General features: G+C 61.6%; 12 protein-coding genes, 1 tRNA gene and 2 pseudogenes. 6 read left to right on the top strand and 9 right to left on the bottom strand.

From position 1 onward, the window contains the following. Positions 1 to 596, top strand: a pseudogene (locus EOA86_RS38480) (hypothetical protein); the annotation flags it as partial. A 2-nt stretch (positions 597 to 598) separates the two neighbouring features. Next, a complete protein-coding gene (gene qatD, locus EOA86_RS06750; protein ID WP_091600256.1) occupies positions 599 to 1,357 on the top strand; it encodes a Qat anti-phage system TatD family nuclease QatD in 759 nt (252 codons plus the stop codon). 51 nt (positions 1,358 to 1,408) lie between these two features. Here the strand turns inward: qatD and EOA86_RS06755 are convergent, their stop codons facing one another. From EOA86_RS06755 to EOA86_RS39285, 9 genes are all read right to left on the bottom strand, one after another. Beyond that, positions 1,409 to 2,119 carry a YfbU family protein gene (locus tag EOA86_RS06755; RefSeq protein WP_091600257.1) on the bottom strand — a complete coding sequence of 237 codons (711 nt, stop codon included), beginning with the start codon at positions 2,117 to 2,119 and terminating at the stop codon, positions 1,409 to 1,411. Positions 2,120 to 2,330: 211 nt separating this feature from the next. Continuing rightward, a complete protein-coding gene (locus EOA86_RS06760; RefSeq protein ID WP_128341056.1) occupies positions 2,331 to 3,122 on the bottom strand; it encodes a hypothetical protein in 792 nt (263 codons plus the stop codon). Between the two features lie 10 nt (positions 3,123 to 3,132). Then, the gene (locus tag EOA86_RS06765) at positions 3,133 to 3,963 is read right to left on the bottom strand and encodes a hypothetical protein (RefSeq protein ID WP_128341057.1); all 831 of its coding nucleotides are present in this window, start codon (positions 3,961 to 3,963) and stop codon (positions 3,133 to 3,135) included. A 237-nt stretch (positions 3,964 to 4,200) separates the two neighbouring features. Beyond that, on the bottom strand, positions 4,201 to 4,644 hold the full coding sequence (locus EOA86_RS06770) for a hypothetical protein (RefSeq protein ID WP_091600259.1): 444 nt from the start codon (positions 4,642 to 4,644) through the stop codon (positions 4,201 to 4,203). Positions 4,645 to 4,753: 109 nt separating this feature from the next. Then, positions 4,754 to 4,861 (bottom strand) — tRNA-OTHER (locus tag EOA86_RS06775). Between the two features lie 6 nt (positions 4,862 to 4,867). Continuing rightward, complete coding sequence (locus EOA86_RS06780; RefSeq protein ID WP_126037961.1) at positions 4,868 to 5,350, bottom strand: helix-turn-helix domain-containing protein; 483 nt, start codon at positions 5,348 to 5,350, stop codon at positions 4,868 to 4,870. Between the two features lie 349 nt (positions 5,351 to 5,699). Then, a complete protein-coding gene (locus EOA86_RS06785) occupies positions 5,700 to 6,527 on the bottom strand; it encodes a DUF3800 domain-containing protein (RefSeq protein WP_091600501.1) in 828 nt (275 codons plus the stop codon). A 93-nt stretch (positions 6,528 to 6,620) separates the two neighbouring features. Beyond that, positions 6,621 to 6,743 carry a hypothetical protein gene (locus tag EOA86_RS41160; protein WP_268931439.1) on the bottom strand — a complete coding sequence of 41 codons (123 nt, stop codon included), beginning with the start codon at positions 6,741 to 6,743 and terminating at the stop codon, positions 6,621 to 6,623. A 38-nt stretch (positions 6,744 to 6,781) separates the two neighbouring features. Further along, positions 6,782 to 6,949, bottom strand: a complete 168-nt coding sequence (locus tag EOA86_RS39285; RefSeq protein WP_206533512.1) for a hypothetical protein — start codon at positions 6,947 to 6,949, stop codon at positions 6,782 to 6,784. Here EOA86_RS39285 and EOA86_RS06790 point away from each other — a divergent pair, their 5' ends adjacent. From EOA86_RS06790 to EOA86_RS06805, 4 genes and pseudogenes are all read left to right on the top strand, one after another. After that, positions 6,950 to 7,894 (top strand): hypothetical protein, encoded by a 945-nt coding sequence (locus tag EOA86_RS06790; protein WP_189347894.1) that lies wholly within the window; start codon positions 6,950 to 6,952, stop codon positions 7,892 to 7,894. A gap of 3 nt (positions 7,895 to 7,897) precedes the next feature. After that, positions 7,898 to 8,854 (top strand): hypothetical protein, encoded by a 957-nt coding sequence (locus EOA86_RS06795; RefSeq protein WP_091600498.1) that lies wholly within the window; start codon positions 7,898 to 7,900, stop codon positions 8,852 to 8,854. Continuing rightward, positions 8,847 to 10,712, top strand: a complete 1,866-nt coding sequence (locus EOA86_RS06800) for a Mov34/MPN/PAD-1 family protein (RefSeq protein WP_091600497.1) — start codon at positions 8,847 to 8,849, stop codon at positions 10,710 to 10,712. Before EOA86_RS06795 ends, EOA86_RS06800 begins: the two co-directional genes overlap by 8 nt. Positions 10,713 to 11,248: 536 nt before the next feature. Next, positions 11,249 to 11,582 (top strand): annotated as a pseudogene (locus tag EOA86_RS06805) (phospholipase); the annotation flags it as partial.

Below are 11,582 nucleotides of genomic sequence, written 5' to 3' on the forward strand. Positions count from 1 at the left end.
CCCTGATCGGCCTCAACGTACCCCTCGACCCGCTCCGCCTCGGTTCGCTCAGCACCCGCACCACTCACCCATTCTACATGGCGCGCTTCAACGAGTTGATGCGGGGGCTTGGCATCGCCCGGCGTCTGGAAAACCCCTATCGCCACGTGACCAAGGGTCAGATGGTCAGGGATTGCGAGGATCCGGCGCTGTTGCGACGGGCCATTCCCTCGTCGATGTCGTGTTCCTCGCCGGCGAAAGCCCGCTACAGAGGCCTGCCACCGCAGCACTGCGGAACGTGCGTCCCCTGTCTGATCCGCAGAGCATCCCTGGCAGCCGGCCTGGACGCGAACGAGTCGGATACGACACCCTATGTGGTGAAGGATTTGGCGGCGCGTCGTCTCGATACGCTCGAGGCCGAGGGCGAACATGTGAGGTCGTTTCAGCTGATGGCGGAGCGGTTACGGCGGAATCCGCGGGCCGCAAAGGCCCTCGCGCGCATCCCCGGTCCGCTGACCGACGAGCCGTCCGAGATTGACGACTATGTTGACGTCTTCGTGCGAGGGATGCAGGAAGTGGCCCATTTCCTCGAACCCGTCAGGGCGAAGCCTAGCTGAGCATGTCTGCACCACGCCTCGTCGATTTCCACTGTCACCTGGACCTGTATCCAGATCCGGCCGCGGCTATAAGAGCCTGCGAAGAGGCTAAGGTGGCGACGCTCGCGGTGACGACGACGCCGAAGGCGTTCAGGCAGAACATGAACCTTGCAAAGGGCGCCGAGTTTGTGCGCATTGGGCTCGGCATTCACCCGCATCTTGCCGAGCAGCGCTGGACCGAACTGCCCCTGTTCGAGGCGCTGTTGCCCGAGACGAGGTATGTCGGCGAAGTCGGTCTCGATGCGAGCCCCGCACACTACCGCTCGATCGATCGTCAAGTCGACGTCTTCAGGCGTATTCTAACCTCCTGCCAGAGGGCGGGGGACAAGATCCTCTCCGTGCATAGCGTCCGCACGGCGTCGAAGGTTCTCGACCACATCGAGGAGCTGCTTCCCAAGGGCAGTGGCAAGGTGGTGCTGCACTGGTTCAGCGGATCGGTCGCAGACGCGCGGCGGGCTGCGGCTCTCGGGTGCTATTTTTCCGTCAACCAGGCCATGTTCAGGTCCGAGCGGTCAGTGGCTCTCCTCGGGACCTTGCCGCTCGACCGGCTGCTCACGGAGACGGATGGTCCCTTCGTGGAGGTAGATGGTTCCCCCGTCACGCCGGGCGGCGTGGACGAGGCCGTTCGCATGCTTGGCGACGTTGTGGGCCTGGGCGCCGAGGAGATGCGGCGCGCCATTTTGAATAATCTAAAGGCAGTTTTGGAACGGTCCGCAAACTGACGATTCCACGCCGACCCGAGCTTATCGTGGCCAGCGACTCTGCACCATTCGCTACCGGAGCTTGAGGAGCTCGATGAGCTCGTCGGCGTTGAGCAACTGGCCGGCACGCCTGTATGCCGGCGAACCGCGGCGGGCCTCGATTTCGGCATATTTCTGCAGCATCTCGCGATAAGTCGACACCGTGTTGGCGTGAGCGTTCAGGGATCTGTCCCTGAACTCCTCAAAGCGCCCGAGCTTTTCGACCATGAATTTGGCCATCGACATGTAGCGTCCCTCTTCGTTCCCGTCGAAGCCGTCAAACTTGGGGTTTTTCCCCCAGTACTTCACCTGGTCCTCGACGCGCTGCCTGTCTTCGGGACTGAGCTTCTCATATCCCCATTCAATGGCTCGCCACATCGCCATCGTGTCGACCACGAAGTCGAGCGCCTCGGGGTCGTCGACCTCATCGTGAAAGATGCCCGACATTTCCCATTCCAGGCCCCAGAAATGGCCTCCGTAGATGGCGCTCTGAATCAACTCGACTGACTTCATGTCCTCGTAGCCTTTATGCTGGCGCAGGACTTCGGCTAGCATCCACATGATCAGTTTTTCAGAGCTGGTCGGCCGGAAGGCCTTGCGCCGACCAGCCTCAAGCCCAGTATACACCAAGGTGCGGATGGCCTCTGCCCGCGAAGGGAGGTCACGCTGCTCTCCCCGCCAAGCATCGATCCGGTCAATCGTGCTTTCATCGAGCCTGAGCTCGAATCGCTCGGTTTTCACCATTTCTACCTCCAATCAAGTCCGTACCGAATCCATATCGTACGGACATTGTACGTAAGACACGGTGAAAGGCAAGCATCGCCATCTCGCATGTCGTTACTTGGGTCAGGACGGGGGCGCGTCACACCCCCCACGGCTGGCATGCCGGCCGGTGCCTGCACCTCCGGCATGTGGCTAGGCGCTCGTCGGGACCCTCAGGGAACAGGCGAGTCGATCAGAGTGCAGGTGTCAGGATCCGGGCCGTAGTACTGCGCGAACTGTCGCTCGCCAAGGCGATCAGTGCAGCATTTTCGGATTTCCCGGTAAGCCATTTGAAATCGTAGCGGAAAGGTCCCGGCTCGAGGACCCATTGCAGGGCGAGATCGAACACGAGCATTCCGCCAAAGAAGGTGTTGACCAGTTTCTTGATGTTTTCGGGGCTCCGGCCGCGCACGGCGCGAGGAAAGATCTGCTCGGTGTCACCTCTGTCCTGGAAGAGGGACAGATGGGTGACGAACAGCGATCCGGCCTCAGGGTTGAAGTTGTCTCCCGCCATCCAGATGCCCGGCCAACAGAAAAATTCGGGACTGCGCTGCTTGTCTCGGCAAAAAGCGATGAAGTGCGAGACCAGGACCCGGACAGGCATGTTCACACCGGCATAGTTGAACGTACGATGCTCCTCCATCAGGGCATCGACAGGGCCCTTGTCGCCGAGCAGCCCGACCACGGCAGCAAGTCCCGTCCGCGGATCATCGTATCCGCATCGCTCGCTCAGTCGCGCCGCGACGTGCTCATACTCCTGAGCGGAGAAATTTTGCACCGCCTGGGCGAGCTCGGGGGTTTCGGCTGCGGCCAGGCAAAGTCTTGTGAAGCGCGCGCCAGGATCAACGTCGCGGATAAAGTCCTCGAAGAACTCGATGTCGAGCGGAAACCCCCTCGTCGGGTTGATTGCCAGATCGCAGATCAGCAGAAACAGGCCGACGATCGGGCTGTCATACCGTTCGGGCCATTCTGTCCCAGTAAGCACCAGGAACAGTTCAAACGAGTCGACATAGACGGGCGCAAAGTAGCCTTGCTCGCGATACGTCTGAAGCAGCTCGGCCGCCTGACGATGCCAAATACTGAATTTGGCAAAAGCGGGCCTGGCCTTCGAATATCTGCTGGATGCCGATGTCGGCGTAAGGTGGGCGCGCACCGCGATGGAAGCCTTCAATCCGGCTGAGTTGAAGTTTGAGGAATTGTGCATCCCAGCGACCGGGGTCGGGAAATTGCCCTTCCGCGAAGTCACAGGACCCGTTGATCGCGTGGACGATCTCACCATAGGTTTTGAGGTAGCTGTGCCCGACGCTCTGAAAATAGGGCGTTTGCTCCAGCGAGAGGATCGACTTCGGCGACCAGGCAAGTTGCTTGTAGAACTTGATGTCGAGCGCGTTGTTGACGGCAATATTGGCGGCGGCGAGCACCGGATCAGAGTGCGTCCGACCGTCGAGCATCGCCCTGTGCGCCCAAGCCTTTACAGGTTTGGCGACGCCGGCGCCCCGCGCAAAGGTCTGAAGAGACGTCATGCTGCCATAGATTTGCGCCGGGTACGCCAGGCTGAGGATGAGTCCCGCAGTGGACCCCATGTGCTGCCACCAATGCACGGTTTCGTGCAGATAGGTCGAGTAGGCTTGGTACAGTTCGGCTGCGTCATGACCCTCGGTGTCGCGCTGGGTGAGCGCGTCGACAAGCTCATGGGCGCGGGGACTGAGGCGCAAGACGAAATGTTCCGTCGTGTAGCTCCCGTGGCCTGCCAGCGTGGCGTCGAACACCAGTGGATCGTTGGCTGGGTTGAGCAGATACGGATCGAGATGGGAGAACAGGGACATGGGAGAACTGTAGCAGAGATTGCCTACGGAAGCGGACAAACGCCGGGCTACCAGGCGATCGGCCTGACGGCACGCCACGGCGGTGCAGGTCGGCCTGGAATTCGTCAGTCCGGAGGCGCCAATCGGCGTATTCCCTTGCGCCGTACTCCTTCGCATGGACCGACCGGGCGTCTTCGTGGGCGAGACACCGAAAAAAGCGGGGCCTGACGAAAAGAATAGTTCGCTGGGGCGGCGCGCTTAAGGGTGTGGGTTGCCGAGCGGATCCATGCCGAGCGCCAGCCTGACGCTCTCTCGGATGCTTTCAGTCATCGCCAGCAGAACTTCCGGTCGGATGTCTCCGGGCTTTTCAACCACCATATAGCGCACACGCACATAATCGTTCTTGTCGGCCAGAGTTTTGGCTTGGCTGACAGTTCTGGCAGGCAGGACCAGGCCTGAACCTTGAGCGGCCACAGCCATCTCGTGCAGATTGTGCCCCAAGGCCCGCAAAGCCTCAATGTCTCGGCCCGCGCTGCGGAGGTAGCATTTCAGGAAGAGTTCGCACGCATGGTAGCAAAGCAACCTGGTCGGTCCCGACGTCAGACCGCGGCGACCGGCATCAACGGCCTTCGCGGCCTGCAAAAAGGAGTCGGCGAGCAGGAAAATACCGAACGGGGTGGCGCCTTCCGATTCTGGGATCATGCAGTCCAGTTGATTTTGGTGTTCTGGAGTCTCAAGTCGAAGTGCCCCCGACCGATATGACGCCGTTCGATTGAGATTCTCCGTGCATGGCACGACTCCCGGTGGGCCTTGGACGTGACGGCAGGACTTGAACCTGGGACCTCCTCGCCCCTAGATAGCGGTGTCACGCACCACCCAGGTCGAAAGCGAGGCGCTCTATCCTCTGAGCTACGCCACGATCTGCCTATGCATCGTTGTCCACGACCAGCTGCGGCTTCTTACGCTTCAACCGGTTCGATCTCTCCTCGGCCGCCTTCTTGATCTCGGCGGCCTTTTCCAGCGCAAACGGCTTGGCGGCCTCGATCAGGCCATCGAAATGATAGCGGTTCGTCATGCTGCCATTGGGCGTGTTGCGCCGTTCCTCCCGGCCAAGAAGTTTAAGGGCCTCGAGGGCGGCAATGCGTTTCTGAATGGTGCGGGGCGTCACCCCGATCGCCTTGGCGATGGTTTCGACCGAGGGGTGGGGAAGGTTGTCGGGCAGCCACCAGTACTGGACCAGGTGGATGATGATGTTCATGTCGAGCGCATCGAGGCCGAGAGCCTGCTGCTTCTCGATGATGATGTTGGGGAAAGCGCTCCAGCCCGTGGCCATGAGTGCCTTGGTCCACTTCTTCTCGTTGGTGCGTAGCTTGTCGACGTCTGCCTTGGCGGTTTCTGGCTGGGCCATCTGAGGCTCCCTGTGATGAACTGCGCCTAGATATGGTGGTTTCCCGTGATGACGCAAGGGCATTGGGGACGGTTCTGCATTCAGGGGGAGGGTGTTTCAAGGTTCGCCCGGCCTATGTCCCTGGATTCAGGGGCCGGGGAACCGCGCTGCACCCAAAGAAGAGGACTTGATAATATGAAGTGCCGATCAGACGAACCGTGCTATATGCAAGTGATAAGATAGGGACCCCCCGACCAGAGGTTCACCCGGGGTGTTGACAAAGAGAGCGTCAATACCCATACTTTGGGCGTGAGCATCGCTCCGGGGTTGGCGCCAGGCGCCAGCCGAACTTTTCAAAACGAAGGCCCGGCTAGTCCGGGTCTTTGTTTTTTATCCGTTCAAAGCAGCTGTATTTGATGCCGCAGGATGCCAGGTCCTCGGGCTGCAGGTGCGCGTCGATGAGACGCTTGTGGTCCATCAGGGCCCTGTAGGGCCGGTAGGACGGGTCATAGCCGCCCTTGGCCATCGGATAGAGGTAGAGATCGGCGATCTGCAACATCGGCGTGGCTTTGGTTCTGCCGCGGGGCTCCCCGCGCACGATGTCCCTGAACTCCTCGGCAGTTAACGACCCGTAGCTGGCGGAGTTGGCGCCGTCGAACGGCATCCCCTGCGTCTTCAGGATCCGCGTGTAGGCCACCAGGTCGCGGTCCTCGGCTTTGCCGGCGCGCTCGAAGAACACGCGCAGCTTGCGGTCCTGGCTGCGGGCATATTTGGCGGCGCGCTCGATCAGGATGCAGTAGGCGGTCTTGCACATGAACCAGAGCTGGTCCCGGTACCGGTCGCGGTAGCGGGCAACATAGCCCGGTCGGTCGATGACCGCGGCGATGCCGATCACGGGCAGCCCAAGCAGCATCCCCTGCAAGTCTCCCAGGAATTCAAAAGCGGACTCCGGCTTCTTCAGCCAGCCGAAGTCGCCACGGCCGCCCCGGATCGCCCAGGAGTGGAGCGGGTAGGTGATGCCGTGCTTCTGGCAGAAGGCCTTGTGGCGGGCATAGAGCTCATCGACGTCTTCCTCGTTGATGAGGATGCCGCCGAGGGCGAAATAATCCATTTCGTCCCGGCGCTTCTCTCTGGGCTCTCGGTCTGGCTCACGGCTGCCGCTGTCATCGAGGTAAAGGTGGATTTCGCGGTCGGTCACGGGCAGGCTTTCAATTTCCGCACCAGCTTGGCTCAAAAACCTGAACCTGTACAGCTTGGCGACACTCGTGCGCGCCACAGGGAACGTTGCAGCTCAGGCCGATTTCATCTGCACCATCAGCGTCTCGCAGCTGAGGGTGAGTTGGCGGGCATATGCCTTCGAGGCGTCAAGCGTGGCTCGCTTGGTGACGCCGAAGATCAGGTAGCCCGCATGCACGGCGGCGAGGATGCCGAGGGCCGCAAGCTTTCCATGGGTTAGCTCGGCAAACGATCCTCGTCGACATCAACATCCGCGCCGCCGCCGACGATCCCGAGGACGACACCTACGACGTTGCCCAGGATCTCAAGAGGCGCCTCTCCCGCGACGACAAGGGCCGGCTCTACGTCGACGCCTTCCTGCTCTCGCACCCGGATTCCGACCACGTGACCGGGCTCACGACGCATTTCCACCTCGGCCCGCCCGAGGATTTCCCGGAGGGTGACGAGAACCTCATCCTGATCCGCGAAATGTGGTCGTCGCCGATCGTGTTCCGGCGCGCCAGCAAGCAGCACAAGCTCTGCGACGAGGCCAAGGCGTGGGCCACCGAAGCGCGGCGCCGGGTCGCGCTGTTCAAAGAGAAGGGCCTGACCGGCACCGGTTCAGGCGACCGCATCCTGATCCTCGGTGAGGATAAAGACGGCAAGACCGATGATCTCACGGACATCCCGGTCAAGCAGGACGGCCTGCTGACCGCAGCTGACCGCGTGAACACGGGCCAGTTCGAAGGCCGCCTGCTGGCGCCGATGTACGTCGACGAAGACGACAAGGAGCTGATCGAAGTCCTCGAGAAGAACAACTCCTCGGCGATCGTGCGGTTCTCCATCGCCGGCGACGGCGTGGCCGACCGCTGCCGCTTCCTGACCGGTGGCGACGCGGACGTCTCCATCTGGGACCGGCTGTGGCAGCGCCACAAGGACAGTAACAAGGACTGGCTCAGCTACGATGTCATGGAGACGCCGCACCACTGCTCCTGGCGCACCCTGAGCCACGACCGCTGGTCCGAGATGGGCGAGAAGGTCAAGGTGTCCGAGGACGCCAGGAACGCACTCTCCCAGACCCGTGACGGCGCCATCATCGTCGCCTCCTGCAAGCCCATCAAAAAGGACGACGACAACCCGCCTCATGAGCGGGCCAAGCGGGAATATGTCTCGATCACCTCGGCCGAACGCTTCATCTGCACGACCGAGTATGCCGATGAGCACGACGGGCCGGTCGAGTTCAACATCACCGGCGTCGGCACATCCAAGCAGCTGGCGCTGACCCCGAAAAAGGCCGCCTCGATCGCCGGCGTGACCGGAGTGACGACGACGCCCAGATCCCACGGCTGAGCCATGGCCTCGGCAGACATGAAGCGGCACGCGGAACACTTTCTGCGTGTCGCAACAGAGATTCCGCAATGCCAGCGCTGTGGCCTGATCGCCGTCGGTGACGACGTGGCGACCCTGTTCCTTGATCTGGCCGTGGAGATGCCAACGCACTGGCACGCCAAGGGCACCGCCCCTAACGGCGTCCTGCCGGTCGAACGCGTTGAGGTCCTGCTTGGCGCTGACTACCCGTGGCGGTGCCCCACCTTCACCCTGCGCAAGGGCTTTCCGCGCAACCTGCACCATCTGACGCCCGGCTCGGAAAACGTGTGTCCAACCCCCTGTCTTGTGGATGGCAACCAGGACGAATATTTCAATCAGCACGGCCTGATCGAACTCGGCATCGGGGCCATCGTCAACCAGATGGGCGTTTGGCTCGGTCGCGCAGCAATTGGCACCTTGATGGATCCGGATCATGGCTGGGAACCCGTGATGCGCCAAGGCCTGCCGGACCGGCTTATTATCGATGCGGACTTCGCCCGAAGCCAGATCACCGACAAGTCCGGCTCGGTATGGCTTGCTACCAAATTCATGAAGGGCAAGGATCTCGCTGGCAAAAGGTCCTACACCCTCTCGGCGCACAATGAATTTGCCGCTGCCGTCGGCAACATGTCTGCTTTCCCCTTTGAGGCCGAAAGCGAAGGACGCTACAGCGGCATCACCGCGACGGTGCTGATCTGGCCGCCAAATGGCGCCATCACAAGTGCGGTGCTGCCTGAGACGGTAGCGAACCTTGACGACTTGGCACAACGCGCTGAGGCCTTCGGCTGCGGCGTTGAGTTTGCGAAATTCCTCGACAGGCTCCAGCGGCGCTGGGCGGGCAAAACCGATGACGCGACCTTCCCGATCGCCGTTTTGTTTGGCGTGCGGCGACCTTTTCGGCTGATCGGGCGGGCGTCGACGATCGAGTTGCTTCTTGATTGAAATCACGGCTCCGCAGAAGCGGGCCTCGCTGTTCGAAGGGCCCAACGCGAGAGCCGCCGTTGCCATGGAGCAACTGGGTCGCACGACGCCCGCGCTTCTCCGCGCCGTGTCGGCAGCTCCCTCTTATCCGCCATTCAGCCTGGTTGGCTGCGGCAGCGTCGGATCGAAAACCGCTCTGCATCTGGCCCGTGCCGGCGCCCAGATCTTGGCCGTCTCCGACAGCAACGAGCTGCGGCCCCACAACATGGCCCGGCACGCCCTCGTGCGGCCACCCCTGCCGTGGCCGAAGGCGTTTGAACTGTCTGACGAGCTGGCCCTGCTCGGGCAGAAACCGGAAGCCCATCTGATTGACGTGGTTAGGGGCCTGAAGCGTGCGGACAATCGCCTGCTGATTTCGCCGCCCGGGACCGGCACGCTGCTCAACACGACCGCATCGAGCCTGGTGCGCGATGCCCTGTCAATGGTGAGCCCTGCCGAGCTGCCGGCACGCATGGCGGAGATCGCCCTTTTCGGGCGCGGCCGTGGCGGTTTCGTATTTCATAAGGGAAGCAACCGCAATCCGAGCCTCGCCGACCTGCAGGCGGTGCTGTCCGCGACCGTGACGCCTTATGAACGGACATTGTTGTTCGATCCCGAGTTCGGGCTGACGCAAATTCAGATCGGGGAAGGCTGCGGCTCCATGACTATGCCGATGACCGACGCGCGCCTTTCGGCGATGACCGCCATGGCCACCGAGGAACTCATGCGCCTCGCCGGCGCCAATGCCGATGGCGGAGAACTGGTCGTGGGGGTGGCAGAGCCCGATAGCCCATCGACAAGTTGGCGCCGCCTCTCCGTGTCAAAATTCCTGGAAATCCCGGTCGAGGGCAGCGAATGGACTTTGCGTCTGTCGTCGCACGTCGCCGGCATGATCCGCGAAGAGACCGCGCGGTTTCCCAATGTCGAGACGGGAGGCCTTCTGATCGGCTCCTGCAGTTCTCTCATGAAGACTGTCACGGTGGTCGACCTGATCGAGGCGCCAGAAGACAGCGTGAGGACGCCGACGCTGTTCGTGCTTGGAACGAAGGGCATGAAGAATCGGATCGATGCCCGTTTCGAGGAAAGCGGCCGCTCGCTGCTTGATGTGGGTACCTGGCACAGCCACCTCGCCGAACAAGGTCCCTCGCCCACCGACCGCAAGACGGCCAAGCAGGTCGCCGTGGAGCGAGCGCCGCCGGCCATCCTTTCTCATTGCCACTCCAGCCACGTACCATGCCATCATGCATCAGGACGCGCCATGAACGATTACCTCGACGCCTACTCCATCAAGGCGCGCCTCGCGCCGGCAGCTCTGGCGATTGCCCCGGTCATTGTCCTGATTGTGCTGGCCTTCAACTGGGTTCAGCCGAGCCTCCCCGAGGCCATCATCGGTCTCGCCGTCATGGTCCTGTTCTTCGCTGCCTCGAATGTGGCCCGCCGCCTGGGCAAGAGGAAGGAGAGACAGCTGTTCGCGACGACCGGCGGGAGACCGGAAAATCGCGAACTGAACCACCTGGATAAGACACTCGACGAGCGGACCAAGGACCGCTACCGCAAATTCCTCGCCAAGCAGCTCGAGCAGCCGGCGCCGACGCGCGACATGGAAGTCGAGGACCCCGACGAAGCGGCTGCGTTCTATGTGCAGTGCTACAACTGGCTGCGCGAGAACACCCGCGACACCGAGAAATTTCGGATTCTTTTCAACGAGAACATCGCCTACGGCTATTACCGCAATCTCCTGGCGCTGAAGCCCTATGGCATCGTGCTCAATCTGCTGACCATCGCCGCCGCGGCCGCAATCATCTACTACAAGCCCGATTTCGCTTGTTGTCGAGGTTGATCAGCGCCATGTCCCCGTTGCCCACGGGGAAAAGGTCAGTTTTGCAGGCATCTGTGTCGGTTCCTATGGTTGGCCGGAACGGGCACGCAACGGATCATTTCCGTGTGCGCGCGCCGCCGGCAACTAGCCTGTGGCTTGTCAATGGAGCCTTGGGGCACTAGAACCGACTTTCAACGGTACGGACCTGTGGTCTGGGCAGTCTTACGGCGCCACGTCCGCAGGTACGCACAAACAGAAGGCAGGCGGTGGAATCACCGTCTGCCTTTTTTATGGCACAGCGTTAAAATGAAGTAAATACGTTCGTGCAGCGCGTTGCACTGAGGGTACGATTATTTGGCAAGTTGTCAACAGGCCAATCGGACCAAAACGCCGCAGGCGGCGATGCATGGCAGGTATGTCTTTTTACATATGGTAGCGGGACCCGAGAACGCAAGTCGCGCTTCACGTTGCTCGGTCGAGGGCCAGGTCGGTGAAGCTCCAGCTGCGCACAGGCCACGTTTGAGGCGCAAGCTTCACCGTCGCATGTGTGCCCTAGCATGGAAACGTCGGACGGCAGCGCCACCAGGGGGTATGTGGCTTCCCAGGCTTTCGTGGACAAATATCAGGCTCGCGGGCCGCTCAAAACATTGCTGCCCGCCCGCGTCGCTCAGGGCACCACGTTCAAGCCGACGCATCCGGACGCGGACGATGCCTACGAATGGATGGGACTGGAGGCCCGAAAAGAGATCTTTGCGCTTTTGGATGCAGCAGTAGCCGATCCTGCCGCAACGGTCAGCATGGTCGCCTACGACATGAGCGAAAGCGAAATCATGGACCGCCTGTTCGCGCTCGGTCCGCGCCTCAGGATGATCATCGACGACAGCGATAAGC

This window comes from Mesorhizobium sp. M5C.F.Ca.IN.020.32.2.1 (assembly GCF_004023105.1).
Classification (GTDB): Bacteria; Pseudomonadota; Alphaproteobacteria; order Rhizobiales; family Rhizobiaceae; genus Mesorhizobium; species Mesorhizobium wenxiniae.